Annotated in this window: 26 protein-coding genes; 15 read left to right on the top strand and 11 right to left on the bottom strand. The window is 45.7% G+C overall.

The annotated features are described in order from the left end of the window. The first annotated feature begins 10 nt into the window (after positions 1–10). The 6 genes from LRY47_RS03990 (at position 11) to LRY47_RS03965 (ending at position 4,833) form a co-directional block, all read left to right on the top strand. Complete coding sequence (locus tag LRY47_RS03990) at positions 11–871, top strand: UbiA-like polyprenyltransferase (protein WP_295222799.1); 861 nt, start codon at positions 11–13, stop codon at positions 869–871. Then, entirely contained in the window at positions 868–1,458 is a 591-nt protein-coding gene (locus LRY47_RS03985) for a UbiX family flavin prenyltransferase (RefSeq protein ID WP_295222798.1), read from the top strand. The genes LRY47_RS03990 and LRY47_RS03985 overlap by 4 nt, the downstream gene beginning before the upstream one ends. An 11-nt stretch (positions 1,459–1,469) precedes the next feature. Continuing rightward, positions 1,470–1,883, top strand: a complete 414-nt coding sequence (locus LRY47_RS03980; protein WP_295222796.1) for a hypothetical protein — start codon at positions 1,470–1,472, stop codon at positions 1,881–1,883. A gap of 66 nt (positions 1,884–1,949) precedes the next feature. Then, the gene (locus tag LRY47_RS03975) at positions 1,950–2,366 is read left to right on the top strand and encodes a hypothetical protein (RefSeq protein WP_295222794.1); all 417 of its coding nucleotides are present in this window, start codon (positions 1,950–1,952) and stop codon (positions 2,364–2,366) included. 150 nt (positions 2,367–2,516) lie between these two features. Further along, positions 2,517–4,403: an AMP-binding protein gene (locus LRY47_RS03970; protein ID WP_295222793.1), complete on the top strand. Its 1,887-nt coding sequence runs from the start codon at positions 2,517–2,519 to the stop codon at positions 4,401–4,403. Positions 4,404–4,416: 13 nt separating this feature from the next. After that, positions 4,417–4,833 carry a CBS domain-containing protein gene (locus tag LRY47_RS03965; RefSeq protein ID WP_295222791.1) on the top strand — a complete coding sequence of 139 codons (417 nt, stop codon included), beginning with the start codon at positions 4,417–4,419 and terminating at the stop codon, positions 4,831–4,833. A 58-nt stretch (positions 4,834–4,891) separates the two neighbouring features. On the opposite strand, the gene LRY47_RS03960 is transcribed toward LRY47_RS03965, so the two are convergent. Genes LRY47_RS03960 through LRY47_RS03920 form a run of 9 tightly spaced genes read right to left on the bottom strand, consistent with a single transcriptional unit; the run spans position 4,892 to position 11,927 of the window. After that, positions 4,892–5,119: a NifU family protein gene (locus LRY47_RS03960; RefSeq protein WP_295222789.1), complete on the bottom strand. Its 228-nt coding sequence runs from the start codon at positions 5,117–5,119 to the stop codon at positions 4,892–4,894. A 15-nt stretch (positions 5,120–5,134) separates the two neighbouring features. After that, on the bottom strand, positions 5,135–5,569 hold the full coding sequence (nifU, locus tag LRY47_RS03955) for a Fe-S cluster assembly scaffold protein NifU (protein ID WP_295222787.1): 435 nt from the start codon (positions 5,567–5,569) through the stop codon (positions 5,135–5,137). Positions 5,570–5,595: 26 nt separating this feature from the next. Further along, positions 5,596–6,777 carry a cysteine desulfurase family protein gene (locus LRY47_RS03950; RefSeq protein WP_295222785.1) on the bottom strand — a complete coding sequence of 394 codons (1,182 nt, stop codon included), beginning with the start codon at positions 6,775–6,777 and terminating at the stop codon, positions 5,596–5,598. A 2-nt stretch (positions 6,778–6,779) separates the two neighbouring features. After that, a complete protein-coding gene (locus tag LRY47_RS03945) occupies positions 6,780–7,589 on the bottom strand; it encodes a hypothetical protein (RefSeq protein WP_295222784.1) in 810 nt (269 codons plus the stop codon). A gap of 56 nt (positions 7,590–7,645) precedes the next feature. Next, entirely contained in the window at positions 7,646–8,581 is a 936-nt protein-coding gene (locus LRY47_RS03940) for a helix-turn-helix domain-containing protein (RefSeq protein WP_295222782.1), read from the bottom strand. A 30-nt stretch (positions 8,582–8,611) separates the two neighbouring features. Then, entirely contained in the window at positions 8,612–9,388 is a 777-nt protein-coding gene (locus LRY47_RS03935; RefSeq protein ID WP_295222781.1) for a type III pantothenate kinase, read from the bottom strand. After that, a complete protein-coding gene (locus LRY47_RS03930; protein ID WP_295222780.1) occupies positions 9,372–10,127 on the bottom strand; it encodes a biotin--[acetyl-CoA-carboxylase] ligase in 756 nt (251 codons plus the stop codon). Before LRY47_RS03930 ends, LRY47_RS03935 begins: the two co-directional genes overlap by 17 nt. Beyond that, on the bottom strand, positions 10,120–10,473 hold the full coding sequence (locus LRY47_RS03925) for a response regulator (protein WP_295222778.1): 354 nt from the start codon (positions 10,471–10,473) through the stop codon (positions 10,120–10,122). Before LRY47_RS03925 ends, LRY47_RS03930 begins: the two co-directional genes overlap by 8 nt. Continuing rightward, positions 10,470–11,927, bottom strand: coding sequence for an HD family phosphohydrolase (locus LRY47_RS03920; RefSeq protein ID WP_295222777.1), 1,458 nt, complete (start codon positions 11,925–11,927; stop codon positions 10,470–10,472). Before LRY47_RS03920 ends, LRY47_RS03925 begins: the two co-directional genes overlap by 4 nt. Positions 11,928–12,079: 152 nt before the next feature. On the opposite strand from LRY47_RS03920, the gene leuS reads away from it, so the two are divergent. Genes leuS through holA form a run of 3 tightly spaced genes read left to right on the top strand, consistent with a single transcriptional unit; the run spans position 12,080 to position 16,008 of the window. Further along, complete coding sequence (gene leuS, locus LRY47_RS03915) at positions 12,080–14,632, top strand: leucine--tRNA ligase (protein WP_295222775.1); 2,553 nt, start codon at positions 12,080–12,082, stop codon at positions 14,630–14,632. Position 14,633: 1 nt separating this feature from the next. Then, positions 14,634–15,128 carry an LPS assembly lipoprotein LptE gene (lptE, locus tag LRY47_RS03910; protein ID WP_295222774.1) on the top strand — a complete coding sequence of 165 codons (495 nt, stop codon included), beginning with the start codon at positions 14,634–14,636 and terminating at the stop codon, positions 15,126–15,128. Further along, complete coding sequence (holA, locus tag LRY47_RS03905) at positions 15,106–16,008, top strand: DNA polymerase III subunit delta (protein ID WP_295222773.1); 903 nt, start codon at positions 15,106–15,108, stop codon at positions 16,006–16,008. The genes lptE and holA overlap by 23 nt, the downstream gene beginning before the upstream one ends. Here holA and sfsA read toward each other — a convergent pair. Then, positions 15,992–16,690, bottom strand: coding sequence for a DNA/RNA nuclease SfsA (gene sfsA, locus LRY47_RS03900; protein ID WP_295222771.1), 699 nt, complete (start codon positions 16,688–16,690; stop codon positions 15,992–15,994). The genes holA and sfsA overlap by 17 nt on opposite strands. Before the next feature lie 191 nt (positions 16,691–16,881). Here sfsA and LRY47_RS03895 point away from each other — a divergent pair, with 191 nt between their 5' ends. The 6 genes from LRY47_RS03895 to LRY47_RS03870 all read left to right on the top strand — a co-directional run bounded on the left by LRY47_RS03895 (position 16,882) and on the right by LRY47_RS03870 (position 23,229). Beyond that, positions 16,882–17,505 carry a lytic transglycosylase domain-containing protein gene (locus LRY47_RS03895; RefSeq protein ID WP_295222769.1) on the top strand — a complete coding sequence of 208 codons (624 nt, stop codon included), beginning with the start codon at positions 16,882–16,884 and terminating at the stop codon, positions 17,503–17,505. A 1-nt stretch (position 17,506) separates the two neighbouring features. Beyond that, a complete protein-coding gene (locus LRY47_RS03890; protein ID WP_295222767.1) occupies positions 17,507–18,232 on the top strand; it encodes an RNA methyltransferase in 726 nt (241 codons plus the stop codon). Between the two features lie 166 nt (positions 18,233–18,398). Continuing rightward, on the top strand, positions 18,399–19,079 hold the full coding sequence (gene phoU / locus LRY47_RS03885; RefSeq protein WP_295222765.1) for a phosphate signaling complex protein PhoU: 681 nt from the start codon (positions 18,399–18,401) through the stop codon (positions 19,077–19,079). Then, positions 19,076–19,747 (top strand): response regulator transcription factor, encoded by a 672-nt coding sequence (locus LRY47_RS03880; RefSeq protein ID WP_295222763.1) that lies wholly within the window; start codon positions 19,076–19,078, stop codon positions 19,745–19,747. Before phoU ends, LRY47_RS03880 begins: the two co-directional genes overlap by 4 nt. Then, positions 19,744–21,462 carry an ATP-binding protein gene (locus LRY47_RS03875; RefSeq protein WP_295222761.1) on the top strand — a complete coding sequence of 573 codons (1,719 nt, stop codon included), beginning with the start codon at positions 19,744–19,746 and terminating at the stop codon, positions 21,460–21,462. The genes LRY47_RS03880 and LRY47_RS03875 overlap by 4 nt, the downstream gene beginning before the upstream one ends. 99 nt (positions 21,463–21,561) lie before the next feature. Then, on the top strand, positions 21,562–23,229 hold the full coding sequence (locus LRY47_RS03870; protein WP_295222759.1) for a Na/Pi cotransporter family protein: 1,668 nt from the start codon (positions 21,562–21,564) through the stop codon (positions 23,227–23,229). Here the strand turns inward: LRY47_RS03870 and LRY47_RS03865 are convergent. After that, complete coding sequence (locus tag LRY47_RS03865) at positions 23,215–26,028, bottom strand: DEAD/DEAH box helicase (protein ID WP_295222758.1); 2,814 nt, start codon at positions 26,026–26,028, stop codon at positions 23,215–23,217. The two genes, LRY47_RS03870 and LRY47_RS03865, sit on opposite strands and share 15 nt — an antisense overlap. Positions 26,029–26,047 lie beyond the last annotated feature (19 nt).

The raw sequence follows: 26,047 nt of genomic DNA, 5'->3' as shown, positions 1-26,047 counted from the left end.
GGAGTCTGTTTTGGAAAAATTAAAAACATTTTTAAGCATGATAAAGGTTGAACACACCCTGTTCGCCCTGCCCTTTGCCTTCACTGGCATGTTTCTGGCGGCGAACGGACTGCCCGATATTCGCACAGTGGCGCTCATAGCTCTTGCGGTTCTGGGTGCCAGAAGCGGTGCAATGGGATTTAACCGCATCGCCGATGCGCAGATCGACGCACGCAATCCGAGAACTGAGAAACGCGACATACCCGCCGGAAAGATATCCGTTGCAGAGGCATCACTCTACGTCGTTCTGTCGTTCGCACTGTACTTCTTCGCGGCATACATGCTCAACCCGCTCTGCTTTTATCTGTCGCCCGTTCCGTTCCTCGTTTTTCTTCTCTATTCATATACGAAACGATTCACTTTTTTATGCCATATAGTTCTGGGTGTAGCGCTTGGCATCGCCCCCATCGGTGCATGGGCGGCAGTAACCGGAAACATAAACCTCGGCATCAGCATGCTTGGACTTGCGGTTCTCTTCTGGGTGTCAGGTTTCGACATAGTGTACGCCTGTCAGGATATAGAATTTGACAGAAACGAAGGGCTATTCAGCATCCCGCGTTTTCTGGGACTTGCAAAATCACTCATTCTGGCAAGAGTTTTCCACATTGTCGCGTTCGCCCTATTCTTCTATACATGGAATTATTTCCACATGGGCTATATCTATCTTGCCGGGATACTTCTCTCCGGCGGATTCATGTTGTATCAGCATGCAATCATAAAACCTTCCGATCTTTCAAAACTCGGTATGGCATTCTTCAACCTGAACGCATACATTAGCGTTACCATCTGCATATTCACATTTGCCGACATCATGGTAAAGAGGATGATATGAAACGAGTTTTTCTGGGAGTAACTGGAGCAAGCGGCGCTGTTTACGCAAAAGACCTTATTACCCGTCTGCCCGAACACGGATGCGAACTGCACCTGTGCATTACTTCCGATGCACTCATAAATATCAATCTTGAACTTCAAAAAAATTATCAGTCCGCAGAAGATTTTTTATCGGATATCGGTGCAGATGCAACTTTACACGACTACAAAAACTTTGCCGCCCCTGTTTCAAGCGGTTCTTTCAAAGTGGATTCGTATATCGTGGCACCGGCATCAATGGGCTTTGTCGGCAGAGCAGCAGGCGGCATCAGTTCCAATCTTATCGAACGCTGTGCGGACGTTGCCATGAAAGAGCGCAGAAAACTCGTTATACTGTTCCGCGAAATGCCTCTGAATCTGATTCATCTTGAGAATCTGACGCTTCTTACCCGTGCCGGAGCGGTAATTTTACCAGCCGCGCCCTCTTTTTATCACAATCCGACGAAAATTGATGAACTTATCTCTTTCGTAACCGGAAAAATATTTGATATAATAGAAATAGAGCATAACTTATATAAGAGATGGGGCGAAAAGCCCGAAAGCGTGTAAAGGGGGATATCATGCCCGGTAGCTGGCTGAAAGAGACTTTTGAAAAAGGTGTCGAAGAGATTCAGAAACTCGCAAAGACGGGAAGCATCAAAATCGACATCACAAACCTGAAAAAGAAACGTGACGAACGCGTTAAAGTCATCGGCAATAAGGTTTTGCAGATGATTCAAAACGGCGAGCTTAAGGCTGAGACCTTTGAACCTGATTATTCCTATATCCTTGAAATGGATAAAAAAATTGCAATTAAAGAATGTGAGCTGTCAGAAACTGTATACGAAGACAAAAAGACAGAACCGACAACATCTGCACAGCCGGCACAGGCAGCACCAGAAGAACCTGCGCTTCCATCCGCCGCGGCATCAAAACCCGCTGACGACGATGACGACAGAGATCCGCACGAGGATTACATCAACCGACCCGGCTGATAAGGAGCCTGTAATGAAAAATATTTTTTGGTTTTGGCAGTATCGCTGTTCTTTATGAGCGGATGTATGGATGTATCATCCCTGCAGTATCAGCCAGCAAGAGAGCTTGCTGAGAGGTATGATAATTCCGCAAAAGATGACTACCTCACCGTGTATTATGAGATAAAAGACGCTCCTGAGGGTCAGATACTCATGATGAGCATCAAAAACACCGGAAATCTGTTCATGCGCAATCTGAGTGTTCAGTTTGACGAATCACAGCTTAAAAAAATGGGTACCTATACATACAAAAGCCTCGGCAACCTTAAAAACAGAAGCGCAAAAGAATTTTCAATAGTTCTCCCTAAAACTGATATGGACTCGGTTAAACTGCAATATTCTTTCACCCCAGTTCAGGAAGACGGCTTTCTGAACCGCGACACACCAATAGGTCATGTGGATGTAGAGCCGATAACGGGTGACATAACATTGTATCTGAAATAAAAATCTTTCAGGCAGACTTTAAAGTCTGCCTTCTTTTTTTACACACCTGTGCTATTATAAGAGTATGTTCGTAAAAATGAAAAATATGTTTGCTTTTATGAATGCTATCCGAAATAATGTTATATTAAGAGCATCTCGGTGGAGCTTAATATGAGCAAGCACATAGAAAAACTTAAAGCTAATTTTGCCCATTTCGACAGGTCGGAGATATCCCTGCATGAACTCAAGCGTATTGAGTCATTTAATGATAGTGAAGAAATGTACGAATATTTGGGAAACCGCTTTCTTATATGGGAAGAGAAATTCAAACACGCCGTGTCAGCAGATCTGACTGGCGGATATACGTTTTTTAAAGGCGGAAAACTCTGTCCAATAAAAAACATTCTTATAAAGCACCTGAAATCTCACACAAAGAACAAAGCGGCAATAATCTGGGTCGGCAGTGACGGAACCCAGAGCGTTTACACATATCAGTCCCTGTACTCCGAAGTGATAAAATGCTCGGCAGCCCTTATGAAGCTTGGTATAAAGCGTGGCGACAGAGTCCTTATCCATATGCCGAATATGCCGGAGCTTATCGTATTTATGCTCGCCTGCTCAAGCATCGGCGCAGTTCATGTGCTTTACCATGCAAGCTATTCTGCGGAGTCTCTGGCAGACAGGATAAACGACAGCAAACCAACAATCATTGTGACATCCGACGAGTCTGTAACAGGTGGACACGTCAATATGAAGGAAAAACTGGACCATGCTCTGGCAAAAACCAGCCACAGTCCGAAATACTGCATCGTGGTGACAAGAACCGGAAAACGCGTACACATGAAGCCTCTGCGCGACCTCTGGTATCATGACCTTATCTCCGACGAAGTACACTGCGACGCATCAGAGCTTAAGATTGAACCTGTAAACGCAGATGATACGATGTTTATGCTCTACACCTCCACAGCAATGGGTGAACCGAAAGCCCTCACCTATTCCTACGGCGGCTATATGCTCTGGGCATATCTCTCATACCTCATGCTGTTCGACAAAAAAGACACAGACACTTACTGGTGTACGGCAGATATTTCATGGATAACCGGACATTCGTATCAGGTATACGGACCGCTTATGGCAGGTCAGACTGTACTTGTCTGCGAAGACACTATAAATATCGACAACGCTAACAGTTTTTTCGATATATGCAGCAAATACAGCGTCAATAAATTATACACAACCCCATCCGCATTGCAGTCGCTCATGAACGCCAGTCAGAAAAAGAGCATCTTCAGAAACCTCCCTGCCCTTGAAATGGTGGCAACCGGAGGAGAAAAGATGCGCGAGGAACTTTTAGAGTGGGTGTCTGTAAAACTCTGTTCCAACCGCGCTGTCATATTTGATATATACTCTATGACAGAGGCGGGAGGTGCTATTTTCGCTTCAATAGCAGGATATAACGACATAGAGTATGGTACCGTAGGTAAACATTTACCATGTGTGCCTGCGGTTTTACTGGACAAAACTTCAAAACATGTTATAGATATAAGCAATACTCAAGGTGAAATAGTCTTAAATGCCCCGTTCGCCCCTCTGGCGAGATCTGTTTTCGGACAGACGGGATTATTTGAAAAACTATATTGGAAAAAGGACGCTCAGTCGAAACCATATTTCAGTACAGGTGACGGCGGGCAATACGATGATAATTTTAATATGATCCTCACAGGTCGTCTTGATGATGTGTTCCACATCGGAGGGAAGAGAATGAGCCTGATGGAGATCGAAGATGCGGTCAAAAAATATCCCAAAGTTAAAGAATGTGCCATTATCAACATTGTTGACGAAAAAAGAGGCGAAAAGCTTATAGCGTTCTGCGTACTGAAGGATAAGAAAGACGAAAGTTACAACGACCAGATTATCAGAGAAATCAAAGAAACAATACTGAACGAAATTGGCGAAATTGCTATGCCAGGCGATATCAGATTCACGCGGATGATTCCTAAGTCTCCGGATGGGGTGATACTGCGCGACATATTGAAAGAGATCGCCATGCAGATGTAACGCAGGAGTGATGATGAAAATTCGTGATATTATGACCACAAACGTGGTTACAGCCGGTCCTGATGAAACTATTAAAGAGGTTATCCTCCGCATCAGGAAGAAAAACATTTCCGGTCTGCCGGTAGTGGACAAGAACAATAAGGTGCTCGGTACATTCAGTGAAGCCGACATCGCCAAGGCTCTGCCTGACATTCTTAATGAGGCTCAGTACATACCACTTGTGGATGTAAGAGAACTTACCGCCGAGCCTATTAAACGTGTTATGCATATGCCGGCAGTAACAATAGGTGCGGACGCGACAGTTGAAGAGGCGGCGACGATAGTTCTTGAGAAGTTCCGCCACAGACTTCCTGTTGTTGACGCAGAAGGGAAACTCGTAGGGCTTGTTTCGCTCGGCGATATCCTTAAGGCTCTGCTGCACAAGCTTTAAAATAAGTTTTATTGGAAATTGAAAAAAGAAAGGCGAACCAAATGGTTCGCCTTTTTTGTTATATGGAAAGAACCTCTTTAACTTCGGGAATCATATCCTTCAGTCTTGCCTCGACACCGTGTTTCAGTGTCATAGTGCTGAAGGGGCAGGAACCGCATGCTCCGGTGAGCTGAACTTTAACAACGCCGTCTTCGGAAACGTCAAGGAGAGTGATGTCTCCGCCGTCAGCCTGAAGTGTGGGTCTGACCTGATCCAGAACTTCTTCAACTTTTTCTCTAAGGCTCATCGTATATCCTCCGTATTAATTCTCTTTTTTAATCTTAGCTTTCATCTCATCAACTACCGCCGGATCCTGTCCTTTGGATTTGAAATAGTTTTTGAGAGCTTCCTCAATGGCTTCTTCAGCCATTACAGAACAGTGTATCTTAGCAGGGGGCAATCCGTCAAGAGCATCTACGATAGCCTGATTTGTCAGGGCAAGAAGCTCATCAACTCTTTTGCCTATCATAAGTTCAGTCGCCATTGAGCTGGAAGCGATTGCAGCTCCGCATCCGAATGTTTTGAACTTAACGTCCTCGCATATCTGATCGTCGTTGATCTTGAGGAATATTTTCATAACGTCGCCGCAAGCGGGGTTTCCCACTTCGCCGATGCCGTTAGCGTCTGTGATTTCTCCCATATTTCTGGGATTCATAAAATGATCCATAACTTTATCGCTGTAAGGTCCTTTTGCCATTGTTCTCCTCCTGTTTTTAAGAAGCTTTACTTTCTGTTGTACATGGGCGACATTTCGCAAAGTCTCTGCACCGTTTCGGGCATAACTTTCAGAACGTTATCAATGTCGTCTTGTGTGTTATACTTTGACATGGACATGCCGAGCGAACCCGCACAGATGTCACTGGGAACACCGACCGCTGTCAGAACATATGAAGCTGCGAGGTCTTCCTCATCTTCCGCAAGGATGTTTGACGAGCAGGCAGAGCCGCTTGCACATGCAAAACCTTTAAGAGACAGCCACATAAGCAGTGATTCGCCTTCAATGTATTCAATCCAGAAACTGACGTGTCCGGGTCTGCGTCTGTCTTTGTTTCCTGTGAAATGCAGGAAATCGAACATTCCGCCCAGTCCGTCCCAAAGCTGTTTCTGGAGTCTTACAAGTTCGGGAACCCAAACGCCCATCTCTGCTTTCGCAATGCGAGCCGCTTCGCCCATACCGACGATTGCCGGAACATTCTCAGTTCCGCTTCTGTAGCCGCGTTCCTGATGTCCGCCGTCCATAAGACCGCTGACCTTCACGCCTTCACGGATATAAAGCGCCGCAGCACCTTTGGGACCGTAAAAGTTCTGTGAAGCGATGGAGAGCATATCACAGTTGAGCGCCTTAACATCGAGTTCTGAAAAACCTGCCGCAGCAACAGCGTCCACATGGAACGCAACGCCCGCTTCGCGGCACACAGCACCGAGTTGGTCAGTATACTGCATAGTACCGATCTCAGGGTTAGTGTGCTGAATTGAAACCAGCGCAGTATCCTTTCTGAGTGCTTTTTTCAGGTCGTCGGGATTAACAAGACCGGAATCGTCAACCCTTAGCTTTGTTATCTCATAACCGTCGTTGATGAGCTTTGTAACAGTGGAATCCACTGAAAAATGCTCAATCTCGCTTATGATTATATGCTTGCCGGTGTTTTTGGAGTTCTTAAGAAATCCTTTGATGGCAAGGTTGTTCGATTCTGTACCGCAGGAGGTGAAAACAATCTCCTCCGCTTTCGCATTTATAAAAGAGGCAACCTCTCCTCTTGCCGCTTCCATAGCCTCGAAAGCTTCCCGACCGATGGGATAGAAATGTGCAGAGGGGTTTCCGTAATGCTCTGTGTAAAACGGGAGCATCTTTTCAACCACTCTTGCGTCAGGTTTGGTTCCTGCAACATTATCGAGATATATCATACTTATTCTCCAATGATGTCTTTGAATGCATCGGTTATCTGCAAACCGATTATATTTATGTAGTCTCCGGCAATGCTGAGTCTGTTCTTTGATCTGAAAACCGTGACAGGACGCTTTCTTGCGCATATATCTGCCATTGTCGGGACAAATCCTACTGATTCAGTAATATATCCGAAGTCCTTATTTACATCTTTTTTAAAATATAAGTCAAGAACAAATCCGGTTGAAATCGCTCCCATTCTGATGTCCGCGTCCACGCCTGTTTCAGACATTATCTTCTGTCTGAATCCGCTCAAAAATCCGGTATTTGCATCGGAAAAAAACAGGTTAAAGGGAAGTCTTTCCTCAAACACTTTCGTCTCGGAATTCGTGAATGTGAAAAGCTCTCTTGTCTGGCTTATCATGTCGTCCACGCCGCTCTTTCCGAACACAGCCGCAGGAAGCAAAGCCACCGCGTCCATATCTTCCGGTTTTATCTGAACAGCATTTATTAGATAAGCTATCGGCTCTTCAATACGGTAAACGTCCTCGCCCGTCATAGCTCCTGTGAAGTCAACTATATCGCCTTCAAACTGTGCCAAAACCTCCATGTCATCTTTCGGGTCTGAAAGCACAAGGAGTACGTCCCCACCGCTTATCATTCCGGCAGGAAGAACATCATATTCGTTTGTTGCAGTGGAAAGCGACGTATGCGCCAGACTGTTGCCGTAAACGGAGATACTCAGAAGCGGGAACTCATCTTCAAGCTTTCCAAGCACTTCGGAGAGAACGAGATTTTCATTCGCATAAACAGATACGGAAAATTGACGCATAAAAAACACCTTTCTTGTCTTTAATAGAATAAGCTGATGTCGGATTATTTCAAGACTTATTTTACAACGCTGTACTTAAGCACACCGCTTTCATTCGGTTCAAACTTCAGACCCTTTGCCGGCTGTTTATATCCGCCCAGCCCGGCAATTGTTCTTCCGTTGAAATTGACCGATGCCACAGCCGCGTTGCCGACATCGAGTATGAAGAATTGTTTGAATGATATTTCTTTATGGCTGCCTCTGCTGGCTATGAAATCAAGCTCCTCGCCAGTGTCTGATTTCACATGCACCCAGCATACGTCGGCGAAATTAAGGATAGCCATGTTGCCGGTTTTAACGGCTTTATTCTCTTTGGTTGTGTCGTCTGTTTTGGTTTTGCCGTCTGCTGCTGCAGCATCTTCAGGTTTAGCTTCTGTATTTGCGTCCGCCGCAGCCTGCGCTTTTTCATCGGCGGAATTGACCTCTTCTATGGTTTTTTCAACAGTTTTAGGGTCAACAGTATTAAAAGTTGTATCTTCCTGAGTGGGAGCCTGTTGAGCGGCAGGTGCTTCAGATGGTTGCTGTTGTTCGGAAACAACCGGTTCAGGTGCTTTTTTGTCGCCTCTCACAGAGAAAAACAGTTTCGTTCCGGCGAATATCACAAGTGCGATCACAACTACAGGAAGGACGTATTTCATAAGGAATGAAGAGTTTTCCCCTTCTTCTTTCGGTGGAAATTCTGTACTGAAAACGATAGGCGGTTCGCTTGTGAAGGTTTCGCGGGTACACTCTTCCTGAAGCAGATTCATGGTATCGTCAATATCCAGACGCAGATACTCTGCATAGTTTTTAACAAAGTTCTTCGCGTGGTTGTATGAAGGGAGATCCCCAAATCCACCATCTTCGAGCTGTTTTATAATATCCTCACTCATTCTGGTATCCTGAGTGACTTTTTCGTAACTTAGTCCCTGTGCTTCCCTGGTATCTTTCAGTAATGATCCGAGTTTGCTCATATTCCCCGCCATCGGCTCGATATTAAGCCGTTAAATATTTTTTTCGTAGATGATCTTCAGACCCTCAAGGGTCAGATTAGGTTCATAGCGCTTGATATACTTGCTTTCATCTGCAAAGACGCTGCCTAGACCTCCGGTGGAGATGACAGGGATCACCTCGCCTTCAAACTCCTCGGCAAGTATCCTGCGGATAATGCCATCCACCATCTCAAGATAGCCGAAATAGATGCCGGACTGTATCGAATGAATAGTGTTCTTCCCGATTATGGTTTCCACGCGCTCAATCTCAACCTCCGGCAGTTTCGCCGTGTTAGAGTGGAGGATCTGGGACGAAAGTTTTATACCGGGACAGATAACACCGCCGATGTAGTCGCCCTGACGGCTGATAACATCGAAAGTGGTAGCTGTACCGAAATCGACAACAATGGCAGGATAGCCGTATTTCACCTTTGCGGCGACAGCATTAACGATCCTGTCAGCTCCGACCTCTTTCGGGTTTTCCATTTTTATAGGTATACCTGTTTTAACGCCGGGAGCTATAACCAGCGCCTCTTTGTCCAGGTATTTGCGTGCAAATTTAGTAAATGTAAAGATAAGTCTGGGAACAACGCTTGCGACTATCACTCCGGATATGTCGGAGGGTTTAACGTTTTCACTCTCCATCAGCCTCATAATGATGGCGGCGTATTCGTCTGTTGTTCTGCTGGTGCTTGACTGTACGCGGAAATTGCAGACAAGATTGCTGCTGCCCTTTTCAAAAATACCAATAACAATGTTCGTGTTGCCTATGTCAACGGCAAAAATCATATCCGATATCTCCGGTTACGATAGTTTCAGGTCTGCCCTGATCGTTTTCAACTTTAAGACAGCCGAAATCGTCAATACCCCTTTCAGTGTATTGAGTTTTCACTCCATCTTTATGTATAGAAATCTTTTTGTCAAGAAAAGCGGAGTAATCAGACCAAAGTTTTACCAAATCTATACGATTTGTTATAAAATCATCATATCCTGATTCAAGATTGTTCATAAACGAAGCGAGAAGTTCTTCTCTGAAAAAATTTCTTCCGGTTAACAGCTTCAGTGATGTTGCCATGTGTGCTATATCTTCCGGAAATTCGTCTATGTTAACATTCAGCCCTATACCCAGAACCGCTTTTTCCAGCGTACCGCCGGAAAAGGATGTTTCCATGAGAATTCCGGCAAGTTTTTTTCCACCGGCTATGATATCGTTGGGCCATTTTATCTTTATTTCGGCAACATCCCTGAGCGTATCTGCCATTACATATCCGGCAAAGATATTCATAGGCAGAAGCTTCTGCGGTTCGATACCGTTCAGAACTATAGAAAAATAAAGATTCAAACCTTTTAAACTGTGCCATTTACGCCCGCTGCGTCCGCGTCCTTCGGTCTGCTCTTCCGCAGTTATAACGGTGAACGCAGGAAAACTGCCCGACACAGCATAAATATTGGTAGAGTTGACACTATCCAGAGAAATTATTCCGCCGGATTTCCCGCGGAAACTTTCGTAAAGAGAAATATCAAACATTTGCCAGTTCAGCGACCTTTGCAACCAGTTCGTCGATACCGCTGGATTTCAGAACCAGAGCATCATACTTAAGACCTATCTGCTGTTCCAGCCTTTCGGAATTTCCTGTATAGATGATAACGGGAACTTCAGGCGCCTGTGCATGAAGCTTCATGGCAACCTCTTCCCCCGTCAGTTTGGGCATATCAAGGTCAAGGATGACAACATCAATATTTTGCTCGTTAAAAGCAACAAGCCCTTCTTCGCCGTCGATAGCGGTTACAACATTAAAGCCTGCAAAACAAAACTCTTCTCTCAGAATGAGTCTGATGTTCTCGTCGTCATCCACAACTAATAGAGTTTTCAATTCTTCCTCCTGTCGAGACATTTATAAATTTCATTTTTAATGAAGAATTTTACAATGTCAATATCCAGAACATTACGTTCTGCTTCCTCCAAGAGTATAGCACATGCTTTTTCCACAGGCATCGCTTTTTTATACGGTCTGTCCTGAGCTGTCAGAGCGTCGTAAATATCTGCGATTGCCATGATTCTTCCCTGTGTAACAATATCGTCCGCATGAAGTCCGAATGGATACCCACCACCGTTCAGTTTTTCATGGTGCATGGCTGCGACAGCAGGAACCTGTTTCAGCTCCTTTGTCCAAGGAATTTTGCTCAGAAATTCATAGGTATGTTTGACATGGCTCTCAATAATGTCCCTTTCCGCGGCAGTAAGAGAGCCTCGTTTTATGCTGAGATATGTATATTCTTTCTCTGTGAGAAGCTGGTGTTTGTTGCCGTCGATGTCTTCAAATATATAATTGAGGCATTTGTCCAGACCGGCACCCGTGTCCTCGTCCAGAACCGTGGGAATATTCGCCATAAAGACCTTTTCAAGAAGCGTGTCAAGTTCGTCCAGAACCTCTTTTGGTTTGCCCTGCGCTTTTGCGACCGCTTTTGCCATTGCAAATCTGTAACGGATCACATCCATCATGCCCGGATACAGTTTATCTGCTTTCTGCAATATGTTCTCGCTGATGACAAGCTTACCGAAGTCATGGAGCATGCAGGAATATTTCAGAGAGCGCAGCTGTTCGGGGTTGAGGTTGAAATCAGGAAAAACATCGTCTTCGCTCATAGCTTCCGCTATCGCCATAGTCAAAGTGGTAACACGTTCGCTGTGTCCGCCTGTAACAGGGTCGCGGGAGTCGATCGCTGTCATGCATGCCTGAATGAAGCCCTCCCACATTGCCTCGATGCTGTCATAAAGGAGTGCGTTTTCAAGCGCCATTCCCACAATACCGCTCAAAGAATGTGCCGTGGTTTCATCCTGTGCGTTGAATGCAGCAACCGCCTCGTCAACGGTATTATTGTTAACGGGAACGTCCTTAATTTTTTTGTTTATAAGCTGTAAAATGCCTATAAGTCTGCCGTTTATATCATTGATAGGAAAGACCAGCATCGATTTTGTACGGTAGCCGGACATTTCATCGAAGCTCTGGTTGAATTTGAAAGGAAATTTGTTATCAAGGTGGTAAACGTCGTCCAGCTTTATAAGGCTGTTGCGCACAGCACAGAAACCGGCAATGCTCTGTTCGTTTGCCTTCATACGAAATTTTTTAAAAGGCAGATCTATAGAATCGTTCTGGGTGTAACTGAATATCAGTTCATCTTTGTCTTCATCATAAATGAATATGCTTCCGGCATCTGCGGACAGCATATTTCTTATCCTTCCGAGCATAGTGTCAAGCAGTTCGTCAAGATCGCGTATCCTTACGAGGGAATACGCAAGTTCTATAAAACCGTTTTCGGTAATCATTAAAAAAGTCCTGTTCTATATTTTGTGTATTATAACAGCTTTTATATAGACACAAAAGTAAAAAGAATATCATATAAATTCAGCCTCAATAATTCTTGATATATTAACCTATTTTTGCTAGTTTTTTACTCTTAGCAGTCGGAGGCTCTTAAATGAAATACAATCCCGCAGAAATTGAAGAGAAATGGCAGAAGACATGGGAAGACAAAAAGCTTTTCAAAGTCGAAACCGATAAAAGCAAAGAGAAATTTTACTGTCTGGAGATGTTCCCATACCCTTCGGGCAAGATACATATGGGACACGTCCGCAACTATGCTATAGGCGATGTTATCTCACGTTATAAATTTATGCAGGGCTTTAACGTACTTCACCCCATGGGGTGGGATGCGTTCGGTCTTCCCGCAGAAAACGCGGCGATTGAGAACTCCACTCACCCCGCAGTCTGGACAAAATCCAACATCAGCTACATGAAGGCACAGCTCAAAAAACTCGGTCTCTCATACGACTGGGACAGAGAGGTCGCCACATGCGAACCCGAATATTACAGATGGGAACAGCAGGTTTTCATACAGATGTATGAAAAAGGACTTGTATATAAAAAGAAATCACTGCTCAACTGGTGCGACGACTGCAACACCGTGCTTGCGAACGAACAGGTTGAGGACGGTAAATGCTGGAGATGCGGACACGACGTGCGCATCAAGGAGCTTGACGGCTGGTATCTGAAAATAACAGATTATGCCGACGAACTTCTGGATTTCACAGAAAAACTGGACGGATGGCCATCAAAGGTTCTGACAATGCAGCAGAACTGGATCGGAAAATCCTACGGTGCAGAGATCAACTTTGCAATGACCCACTCCGACGAAAAAATAACAGTTTTCACAACCCGCCCGGACACACTGTTCGGCGCGACTTTCATGTCCCTCGCTCCCGAACACCCCATGGCAAAGTCACTGCTGAAAGGCACAGATCAGGAGAAAGAGGGGCTTCAGTTCATCGAATCCATCCTGAAAGATGACAAGATAAACCGTATGGCAGACGATAAAGAGAAGAAAGGCGTTTTCACCGGAAGATATGCAATCAACCCCCTGACAGGGTGTCAGATGCCCATTTTCCTCGCTAACTTCGTCCTTATGGACTACGGAACAGGCGCAGTTATGGCTGTTCCCGCACACGACCAGAGAGATTTTGAATTCGCCAAAAAATACGGATGCGAACTGAAAATAGTTATCATGCCTAAAGACGGGCTTGACCTTGACACAATGACCGAAGCTTACACTGGTGCCGGAAAACTCGTTAACTCCGGCTGTTTCGACGGAACGGACAACGAGTCCGCCAAAAAGGCTATCGTTGACTACCTCGACGACCACAAACTGGGGAAAAGCACTGTTAACTACCGTCTGCGCGACTGGCAGATCTCACGCCAGAGATACTGGGGCGCACCTATTCCTTTCATCCAGTGCGACTGCTGCGGAAGCGTACCTGTACCTTTTGATCAGCTCCCCGTAAGACTGCCTGACGTTGAATTCAATCCAGCAATGCGCGGAAATCCGCTGGACAAGGTTGAATCCTTTGTAAACACCACATGCCCAAAATGCGGCAAACCCGCAAGACGCGAAACCGATACCATGGACACCTTCATGGAATCCTCATGGTATTTCCTCAGATATACGTCCCCGCAATGCGATACAGCACCATTCAATAAAGACGACGCAAACTACTGGATGAACGTTGACCAGTACATCGGCGGTATTGAACACGCTATCCTCCACCTCCTCTATGCCCGCTTTTATACAAAAGTTCTGCGCGACCTCGGCTACGTTTCCATTGACGAACCTTTCAAAAGGCTACTCACTCAGGGCATGGTTTGCAAAGAGACATACAAATGCCCCATCGATGGCTGGCTCTTCCCCGAAGAGGCGAAGGACGGCAAATGCTCCAAATGCGGAAGCGACGTCTTCATCGGACGCGTTGAAAAAATGTCAAAATCCAAAAAGAACGTTATCGACCCCAATAAGCTCATACAGACCTACGGTGCTGACACTGCAAGGCTTTTCATTCTTTTCGCCAGCCCGCCCGAAAGAGAGCTTGAGTGGAGTGATTCCGGTGTGGAAGGCTCGTTCAGATTCCTGAACAGGGTCTACAGGCTGGTTTACAACAACCTTGAACTTATAAAAACCGAACATACGGGCAGTGCCGACGACGCACTTACCAAAGAGCTGCTGTTCGCTCTTCACTCCACCATTAAAAAGGTGACAGAGGATATCGAACGCTATCAGCTCAACACGGCAGTTGCCGCAATGATGGAATTCGTGAACAGCCTCTATTCTGCGGAAGCCCGGATTCAGGACGGACACAAGGCGCTCTTTAAAGAATGTCTGGTGACGCTCATAAAACTCCTTGCACCGTTTACACCTCACCTCTGCGAAGAGCTTTGGGAAATGGCGGACTTAAGCGGTCTGGTATCCAGAGCAGAATGGGTGAAATATGACGCATCGCATACCGTTAAAGACGAGATAGTTGTGGCTGTGCAGGTAAACGGTAAACTCAGAGGACAGATAAACGTGTCCAGAGATATGCAGCAGGATGAAGTATTCGGGATTGCTATTGCCAACGAGAATGTGGCAAAATATACGGAAGGGACAACCTTTATTAAAAAGATATATGTCCCCAATAAACTTGTAAACTTCGTGGTGAAATAACATGAAAACAAAAGCCCTTCTTTCCGTTCTTCTGGTAACTCTTTTTGTTTACGGATGCGGCTATAAGATGGCCGTTACGGGAAGAAAGGCTTCTTTCGCCATATATCCTGCGTCCATAGAAAACACCTCAAAAGAGGTTAACGTTGAACAGCTTTTCAGCAACGAAGTAAAGTCATACTTTGCGTCCATCAACGCGCTGGGCAGAAAAGACAATACCGACAACATAGGATATATAACTCTGACAAACGTATCCTCATCTTCCGCTGTCAAATTGACATCCGGTCAGACGGCTACTTTCGACCTTTCCATCGTGATAAACGTGGTTGTGAAAGACAAGAGCGGCACAGAGAAGTTCTCGCGCAACTTCGGCTCAATTGTAACATACAGCCAGACATCTTCTCTGTCAGGCTCAATGGCAAACAGGAATCAGGCTATCAAAGAAGCGATAAGAACCGCTCTCGACGATTTCAGATATGAATTTGAAAACCTCAAGTAAGCCCTTCTGGTATATAGCCGGAAGCAGCTTTTATCAGGAAGAGCAGTTAAAGAAGATACTTGAGAAGATTCAGGACTGCGAAACGGAGACCTTCAACCCTGAAGAACTGTCCGATTCCTTCTATGGCTTCATAAGCTCCGCCCCGCTTTTCAGCGAATCCAAAGCTGCCGTTATAAAATCATTCAATTCTGTTAAGGATAAAGTGTCTTTAATAAAGAGCTGCGCAAACTGCATCGAATCCGCCATAATAATAATGACGGATGAGACAAAAACAGACAAAAAACTATCCGAAGCACTGGCATCCGCCGGATTCTGCCTTCTCACAGAAGAGAATAAAAAGCAGGATATCACAGGCAAAGTAATAAGGATGTTCTCCGATGCCGGATTTACGGTGGACACATCCGCCGCTGGGCAGATAAACGAGCTTTTCGACGGCAACCTTTCCATGATAAAGAGCGAAGTTGACAAGCTAACAGCATATTTCGCATATAAAAAACCGGAAACACAATCGGACATTCTGAAAGCGATAACCGCAAAACGTCAGGATAACATATTCGTGTTCATAGACAACTTTACATACAGAAAGAGAAAGGAGTGTTTCGTACTGCTCACAGAGTTCATCGCATCCGGTGAAAACCTGCGCATACTGATAAATCTGCTCTTTAAAAGGATGCGCGATGTATACTCCATGCAGGTTTCAAAAGACATGGTAAAAGAGAACCGATTCTTCCTTCTGGACAGAATTAAGACAGGAGCGAAAGCTTGGAAGCGTCAGGAGCTTATAAACCTGTTCGGAGTGTTCGCAGAGCTTGACTATATGGTAAAAACCGGACAGACAGACGACGAAGGATACCTTACCCGCCTCATCGGTCTGCTCTGAAAACCCCGCCTTTAACAAGCCTCACTTCTCCCTTATCAATATCGAAATCCGTCATGACGGTTATTACGTTAAGTCCCCTGCCGACAGCATCATCAAGCGCTTTTGCATATTGCGGGTCTATCTCATGTGCCGCACGGAAAAGGGGTCTGTCCACCTGACACACATATATCATATAGGGTTTATACCCCTGCTCCATTGCCTGAAGCAAAAGCCCGATATGTTTGCGTCCCCGCTCTGTGACAGCATCGGGAAACATGCAGTATTCATCATCGAACAGAGTGGCGTTCTTCACTTCCGCAAGAAACCTGCCGCCTTCCCGTTCGCCGTAAAAATCTATGCGCCCGTCGCCGAACTTATATTCACTTTTAAGTGCTGTGCAGTCTTTAAGCTCGTCAACCTCATTGTCAAGAATCCCCCGTTTCACCACAGTATTCATCAATATAGTATTGGTAAGCACCCATTTGCCGTCCACCAGAAAGCCCTCAAGAGTATATTTCAGTTTGCGGTTGGGGTTGTCGGATACGGACAGGATAACTTCCCTGCCCTCCTGAACGATGCACTTCATGGTGCCGGTGTTCGGGTTGTGCGCGGTGACGATTTCACCGTCCAGAAGCACGTCTGCGAAAAATCTTTTATATCTTTTTATAAACTTTCCTCTCAATAACTTGGGATATCTGTACATGTCCGCCTCACCACGGTTTGGAATTTTTCCCTTTACTTTTGCCTCTACGGCTAATATTTTGTTTTCATCAAATATGCTCAAACACTATACTATCGGGAATCATGTTAAACATACGAATTACTAATAGGGCACAGAATACTCTGGCTGCACTCTTTGTGTCCATAACAATTGTTGTTTTCGGATTTCTTATTATGAATGTGGTATATCTTACCGCGATCAGTTCCACAGTGGACAGAATAAGCTCGGAAAACAGCATTGATTCAGAGAGTTACAGGCAGTTTTCAAACAGTCTGGAAAATGAAAAGCGCAGGCTTTCATTTGCCGCTCTGGTTATGGATATCAAAAACGTACTGGAAATATACCGCCCCAACACAGGCGGTATGAATTATATGGACTTCGCCTATCTCATCGCTTCCGAATCTTTTGAAAAGGGCATCGACCCATATCTGGTTCTGGCGGTGATAAAGACGGAAAGTTCCTTCCGCAGGCACGTCGTGTCGAACAAAGGAGCGGTGGGCTTTATGCAGGTTCTGCCCGGCACAGCCTTCTACGTTTCCGACATGCACGACAACATCAACCTTCAAAACCGTTCAGACCTTTTCGACCCACAAAAGAACATCCGCGTCGGCATCAGCTATCTTGCGTACCTTCTGAACAAGTACGACAATCAGAAATACGCCCTGATCGCCTACAACATGGGACCGGGCAATCTGCAAAAACAGATACGCAGCGGCGGAAACATATCAGAGAAATACTACAGAGCGGTAATGACCAACTACGAAAGAATTCTGAGAATTTCAAACAGGACAAGCTGATTTGAAAGGTATCAAGGTTCTTCTCGCCAATCCAGAGGGCGCTGTCAATCTTGGCTTCATAGCCCGCGCAATGGCAAACACAGGTTTTTCTGAACTCGTTTATTACGGGCGGCTGAACAGTACCCATCCCACTGCGCTTAAATATGCTCTGGCGGCGGAGAACATACTTGAAAACGCACGCCATGCGAATGACTTTGACGATCTTCTTTCTGGTTCGGACAAGATAATCGGTATCAGCATGCGCACTCCGAAAACAGAAGGACTGCATATACCGCTTTCCGGTCTGAAAGACCTGCTTCTGAACATCACGTCCAAAGGCATGACAGCAGGACTGCTATTCGGAAACGAAAAGTCAGGGCTTTCAAACACACAGCTTTCAGCATGCCACAGATTTGTCACCCTTGACACTTCCGACGTATTCCCCAGCATGAACCTTGCACAGGCGGTGCTTGTTGTGCTGTGGGAGATAAAGAACACTCCGGACAGAACGCCGCACACAGAAATTAAATATGCCGACAGAAAGCTCACCGACGCCCTGATGGGTAAGATGAAGCTGTTTCTTGAAACGTTCGGATGCCTTAATACGCAGAACCCTGACAAAATTTTTGAAGAGATACGCCTTATGACAGAATCGAAAAACTTCACCGAAAGGGAGGTTCAGCTTCTTCTCTCCGTTCTTGGCAAAGCCATTGCCGAACATCTGACCGTTCTGAACAAAAACGGCTGAATCTGACACATAATCAATAATTTTACATTTCTTTGACATTAGTTTCACAGACATCTTACACAACTTAATTATTGTTGTGCAGAAGCCGAACATGTTAATTTTACAGATATTGGTGTTATACTTGCAGAAACAAAAAACACCTTCGGCACTAATGAGGTGAAAAGATATGACAGCATTCAGACACGAAAAAGAATACATCCAGCTCAAAGGTATGCTGGCGGAAATGGCGACCACAGCCACAAAAATGGTTGCGGAATCCATAAAATCGCTGGTTAACCGTGACCAGGAACTTGCGCTTTCAGTCATTGAAACAGACGAAAGACTGGACAGGCTGGACGTTGATATCGACGAACACTGTGTAAAGATGCTGGCGCTTTTTGAGCCGAAGGCAGTCGACCTCAGATATATCATCACGGCAACCCGTATAATCACAGACATAGAGCGTGTCGGCGACCATGCGGTCAGTATCTGCCGCGAGTCCATAAGGCTTGCCGAACAACCGCAGCTTAAACCCTACATAGACATACCCAAGATGGCAGACATCGCAACCGGCATGATACACGACGCGCTGGAAGCCTTCTTTAACTCCGATACGAAAATGGCTTTTGAAGTCATTAAACGTGACGATATGATCGACCAGCTTCATGATCAGGTAATGAGAGAGCTTCTTACATATACTATGGAGGATGTAAGCAAACTGCACACCGTGCTTTCACTGCTTAACATCTCGCGCAGACTGGAAAGGATTGCCGACCACGCAACGAACATAGCTGAAATGGTATACTATATGGTTGAAGGCAAAATAATCCGCCACACGGTAATTGATATCGAAGAGGAGGAAGCATGATAAAGGTCCTTGTCATTGAAGACCACGAAGAGATAAGGGATCTTATCTCCTACAATCTTTCAAAGGAAAACTGCGAAACCATCTGCTTTGACAATGCGAACGAAGGTCTTATCCACCTTGAGAATAACGATGTGGATATCATTCTCCTTGACCTGATGCTCCCCGGGCTTAAAGGGATGCAGTTTCTGCAGATAGTCCGCAACAACAAAAAATTCTCAGGCGTTCCGATAATAATCATCTCTGCAAAGAACACCGAGCAGGATATAATAAACGGGCTTGAGATGGGTGCGGACGATTATCTTACAAAGCCGTTCAGCATCAAGATACTCATCGCAAAGATAAACGCTATACTGCGCAGAAACCCTGCCATAAAGTCAAAAGTGATATCCATCAACGGAATAAACATTGACACCGGCAACTATACGGTTACTGTGGACGGAGAAGACGTCAGTCTTACCAATAAAGAATACGAACTCCTCCTGATGCTTCTGAAGCATCCGAAAAGAGTCTTTACCAGAAACCAGATACTCAATGCAGTCTGGGGATATGAATCGGATGTGTACACCAGAACGGTTGACACCCACGTTTCATCTCTCCGCAAAAAACTGGGCGACAGAGGCTCCTTTATTAAATCAGTACCGAAAATAGGATACAGAGCAGACATATGAGATCATACCTTAAAGTATTTCTGATAATTTACATCCCCGTTGCCATAATTCTCGGCATCGGCTGGAAAGTTAGCAACAAAGTTACGCTTCAGGCGGAATCAGCAAAATTCCACTCAGAAATGGAAAATAAAGCGGAGATACTGAAAGGTTATCACTTCTCGGAAGAGTTTGACCCGCAGGTACATGAAAAACTTGCCGAGCTTTCAAAGAATACAAATATACGCGTCACCGTGATCAGAAAAGACGGTACAGTCGTTGACGATTCCTACTACGACCTCGCTCACGTTAAGAAAATGGAAAACCATGCCAAAAGACCCGAAGTCATCGAAGCATTCGAGAGAGGCAGCGGCAGTTCCATAAGAAGAAGTTCCACCACCGAAGAGGCAATGAACTACTACGCCGTTAAATACAATGACGGAATCGTTTTGCGCATATCATACCCCATGGCTGACATTACAGCTATTCAGGAAAGACTTATCAAGCAGAACGTAACAATATACATTTTCCTGTTCATCACAGTGGGGCTAATATCGCTCTATCTGGCAAGACGCATAAGCAACCCGATACACCAGCTTTCACTGGTTGCCGACAGAATAGAGGCGGGCGAAACGAAAGTGTACTTCCCCTCTTTCAGCGACAAAACCCTTACAAAACTGGTAAGCGTTATCTACAGGATATACAATTCCATGCACCAGAAGACAAAACAGCTGGAACATGAGAAACAGAAGCTTAATCACATCTTCGGCATACTTGAAGAGGGCATCATCCTTCTGGACAATAAAGACGCCGTTCAGCACTTTAACCAGCGCGCATCTCAATATCTCGGCTTCAACCTTAAAGAGGGGCAGAACGTCATCAAACAGACGAACGATATGGAAGCGCTCTCCTTCCTTACGGACGTGCTCACAACCACTGACTCCAAAAGAACACAGAAAAGCCTCCGAGGACGCATCTACGAGGTTTACATCCGAGTTTATGACAATGAAAAACTCGTCGCCTTCTTTGATATAACCGAAAGAGCCGAATATGAGCAGTTCAAAACCGAGCTTATAGGCAACATCACCCACGAGCTTAAAACTCCTCTGGCGATGATAATGGGCTACTCAGAGACCATAATGAATGATCCCGACATGGACAAGAAGTTCCATGACAAATTTATCAACATAATCTTCAGCAGTTCTAATAGACTGAATCTGCTTATAAACGACATACTCAAACTCCACAGGCTTGAAATGCTCCGTGAAGAGATAAATCTTGAGGAGCCTACAAACTTAGCCGAGCTTAAAGAAGAGATAGAAGCTTATTACAGCGACAGACCCCAGAATATCACCTTTGAATCCAATGCAACGGAAGTTTATGTTCTGCGTGAGCACCTGATGAGTATAGTAACCAATCTTGTTGACAACGCTGTCAAATATTCAACAGGAGATAATATCTCAGTCAGTCTTGAACAGTCTGACAACAAAATAACCCTCAAAGTTGAGGATGAAGGTCCTGCCATCCCTATTGAGGAACAGCAGAGAATATTCGAGCGCTTTTACACCATGGACAAATCCAAAAACCAGAACTCCACAGGCACCGGTCTGGGGCTTTCCATAGTTAAGCATATTGTCACCCTTTATGACGGAAAAGTGTTCGTGAAAACCAATAAGAAAAACGGCAACACGTTCACGGTAGTCCTTGAAGAAAAGGAGAAAAATCAGGATAATGCCTGATTTGACAAAAATTTAACATTACAGTTTCCTGACTTTTGTCTTGCATTTTTTTAACAGTTCTGTATCCTGTCGCTGATTATAAAACAGTGGCGGTGGCATATGTTCGACTCCCTATGGGTGGAAATCCTGTTCGGCACGATGGGCGGACTGGGTATGTTCCTGTTCGGTATGAAGCTCATGTCGGAAGGACTTCAGAAGAGCGCGGGCGAAGGTCTTAAAAGTATCATCGAGAAATTCACTTCTAACAGATTCATTGGCACCCTTGTGGGAACTGCCGTAACGGTAGTAATTCAAAGTTCATCAGCAACAACAGTTATGGTGGTCGGTTTCGTTAACGCGGGACTGATGAACCTTATGCAGGCGCTCAGCGTTGTATTCGGCGCGAACATAGGAACAACCATAACGGCACAGATGATAGCCTTTAAGGTTACAGCGCTTGCCATGCCCTGCATAGGCATCGGTGTTGTGCTGGCTATGTTCAGCTCAAACTCAAAACTTAAATATTACGGCGAGATAATGCTGGGCTTCGGTCTTCTCTTTTTCGGAATGGAGACCATGACCAAATCATTCGTTCCTCTGCGCGAAATGCAGGGATTCGTCGATATGTTCGTCTTCTTCGGCAAAAATCCTATAATAGCCTGCATAGCGGGTGCGGTTCTCACGATGATAGTGCAGAGCAGTTCCGCAACAGTCGGTATCACTATTGCCCTCGCCTCTACGGGTATACTGGATTTCACGGCAGCGGCGGCACTTGTTATGGGTGAAAACATCGGAACAACAATAACTGCCAACATTGCTGCCATCGGCGCAAACCGTACGGCAAAACAGGCGGCTCTTGGTCATTTCCTGTTCAACTTCATAGGCGTGTGCTACATGCTTATCCTGCTCCCGTTTCTGGTACACTTTGTAGATGCGGTAACACCTGGAGCTGTTGATTTTATAGCTGCAGACGGCTCGAAACCAAATATAGCCAGACACATAGCAAACATACATACAACGTTCAACATCATAAATACTATAGTGTTCCTCCCCTTCCTGCCGCTCATAGCGAAACTTTGTGAGCGCATCATAAAACCGGAGGACAACACACTGACGAAGATGCTCCGTCTGGATGCAAACATGCTTAAAACGCCCTCAATCGCAGTTGCGCAGGCAAAGAAAGAGGTCGTCAACATGTCCAAGATTTCCCTTGAGATGCTCAGCCTCGCCAGAGAATCTTACAACGCAAAGAGTTCTAAACTGACGGACATAAAGATAATGGAGTTTAAGCTCGATCAGTACGAAAAAGAATTCAACGAATTCCTCTCACAACTCTCCAGACAAAACATCAGCGCATCAACAGCAAAAACAATCGACGAACTCACACACGTTATACAAAACCTCGAAAAGCTTGGCGACAACGCGGACAACATAGCCCGTTTCACGGACAAACTTATCCGCAAAGAGATGGAATTTTCAGACGAAGCCGACCGTGAGATAAAATATATGTTCGACGTGGTTGAAAGGTTCGCGGTGGCAACCATTGCCCACTACGGAACGGACGAGGACATAAAGGAGATAGACCTCAACGATGAGGAGCTGGTGGACAGTCTGCGCAAAAAATTCAAAAACAATCACATGCACAGGCTGAACGAAGGTAAATGCAACATCAACTCAGGTCTGATCTTCGTTGACATAGTGAACAACCTTGAAAAGGCAGCCGACCACGTTTATAACATCGCTCAGGTGATGGTTTTCAGCAAAGAAAAGGGATTAAAGACGTCTTAACGTCTCCCAGCTTACGGGGATGCGGATAACCGCTCCCTCTTTGAGAACAGCATTAATAAAACCTCCCTCCATTCCGTGGAGCAGGAGGTTTTTTGTTACCTCAACGTCCTTTTTGCAGTATTCGGCTATCAGGTCTATCCTGCCCTCTTTGTACCACTCAAGCGCCTGCAATCCGTCCGCGCTTTTCTGCGCGCCGATGGATGCACCAGCAAGGTTATCAAGAGAGAATCTGCGTCCGGTGGAATTAAGAACGTCTGCCAGCATATCGAACACTATTGTTTTAGTGAAGTCGGGCTTTCTGTAACCTGTTATGACCTTGTTATCGAAACCGATATTGTTAAAACCGACAATTATCTTAGCGCCTTCAAGCCGCTGGATAAACGCCTCTTCCTGCCCTTCGGTGTATGTTTCGTACTCATCCTTTTCAAACGAATAGACCACGGCAACGGATATGCCCATCCTGTCGGCATTCTTCCACCCGCCAACGTCATCGGCTGAATGTTTTGTCTCTATGTCATATACCAAAGTATCTGTTCTCGGCATTTCGGCAATCTCCGTATTTTTCGTTTCAAATCCGCCCTTAAGAAGCATCTCCATGATATGCACCGCACCCTGCTTATCCAGCGGATAGTTTCCGCTGCCGCATTTCGGCGAATAGATGCACGCCGGACACCCGCTTTCACATTCGCAATCGCGCACCAGCTCAAGCGTCCGTTCCATCAGCTTATCAATGATGCCGAATACCCGCTCGTTTATACCTATCCCGCCCGGATAGCCGTCGTACATGAATACGGCAGAGCTTTGCAGCTGTGGATGAAACGGATAGGATATCCCGCCAACATCGTCACGCGCCGCAAGGCAAAATGTCGGTATCACCGATATCATGGCATGTTCAAAGGCATGGATACTGCCCATAAAATTAAACCCTGCATCTTCAACCGAACGTTTCACAGCATCGGGAACCAGCACATAAAGCCCTTTGGTCGCGAACTGAATCGGAACCTCTTCAAGCTCCGTATCGACTATCTTTTCCCCTGTGCGGGTGGATATCTTTGAAAAGCCCACCAGCTGTTCAGTAACTTTAAGTCCGCAGAAACAGGCACTGATTCCCTTTCGTACGGTCTCTCTTATGGTCTTCTCCACCATCGTCTGCTTGACGCTGTTGGGCATGGTGTAATAGTTTCCTCTGAACGGTTCCGCGTGTATCTCGCGCTTCGCCTTGTCCACAGTCTTTATTATAAAATTGTTGCCGCGGTGCATGTATATGGCGCCTTCAAAGTTCTCCATATAGGCGCGTCTGCCGGATGCTGTAGCTATCAGCGTGTTGTTGCAGTGGATGGTATAGCTGTCGCCTGCCATGCGGAGGTCGACCTCCATATAGGGGTATTTTGCAAGCGTAAAGAACTCCGTCCCTTCGCCGTTGACGAACAGACTGCTCTCAAGCGCCATTTTGTCTATTAGCACGCGGTTCTTCGTGTAATATTCCTCATGAACGGATATCGGTTTTTCATACGCCGCACATTTGATGTGCGCCTTGTTCACGTTTTCGTTTTCAGTATCGAGAACCACATTCTCAAAAGCCGATTCATAGAGCTTTTCAGGGTGCTTGACATAGTATTGATCAAGAGCATCGTTGCCAGCTATCATGATTATCAGACTGTCAGTTCCGCGCCGTCCGCTCCTGCCTGCCCTCTGCCAAAGGCTCATGAGCGACCCAGGATAACCCGCCAGAAGCGTACAGTCCACCCCGCCTATGTCGATGCCCAGTTCAAACGCAGAAGTCGACACAACCGCTTTCAGCCGTCCTTCGGAGAGGTCTTTCTCAATCTCCCTGCGTTCCTCAGGTAAAAAGCCCGCTCTGTATGAAGAAACCGTCTTTGCATATCCCGCATCTGCGTTCAGCAGGTTAGCAAATATCCGCTCGGTCTGCTTTCTGGATTTGGTGAAACAGATGGTCTTAAGTCCCGATTCAATATTGGTTTTGAGCAGAAAACTGCTCATTGTCACAAGGGGTATATCCGGGCTTATCATCATGAAATAACGTCTGCCCTGCGGCGCACCGTTTTTGTCAATATGTGTGAATTTCCGACCGAACATCGTCTCCGCCAGTTCCAGCGGGTTGCCTATGGTTGCGGAACAGGAAATTATCTGCACATTCGGAAAGAGACGCATGAACCGCGCAAACAGGTTATAAACGTGGTTGCCGAACACGCCGCGGTAGGTGTGCAGTTCGTCCACTATTATGTATTTAAGACCCGAAAGAAAATCGCTCCATTCGTCCCTTTTAGGCAGTACGGAATAGTGGATGATGTCAGGGTTGCTGAATATTATGTTCGGTCTGTCCTTCTGAATCTTGCGGCGCAGTTTCTTGTCGGTGTCACCGTCAACAACAGCCGTTTTGATGCCAGCACCCAAAGGGATATGACCTAAAAAGTTGTCTATACTCCGCATCTGGTCTCTGCCAAGTGCTTTCAGAGGGAAAAGATAAAGAGCGGTAATGTTTCTGTTATGGTAAATATCTTCTATTACCGGAAGGTTATAACAGAGCGACTTGCCAGATGCCGTAGGCGTGGTGATAAGTACGTTTTCACCGCGGCGCACAGCCTCATAGCTCTCCGCCTGATGTGTGTATAATGATTCAATGCCCGTGTCTGCAAGCGCGTCACGGATTATGTCGGATTTTATGACATCAAGAGGAACGGTCTCAGCCTCTTTCGCCTCAAAAACCTTGTTAAAACAGACATATTCGCCGAAACGGGATTGTTTGATATAGTTGACGATATTTTCAACATTATGCATCAGGGATTGTAGTCCCACG

It is taken from the genome of Seleniivibrio sp., from assembly GCF_021209385.1.
Taxonomy (GTDB): Bacteria; Chrysiogenota; Deferribacteres; order Deferribacterales; family Geovibrionaceae; genus Seleniivibrio.
The sequence above is the reverse complement of the archived record's forward strand: the minus strand, read 5'-3'. Positions and strand labels throughout refer to the sequence as shown.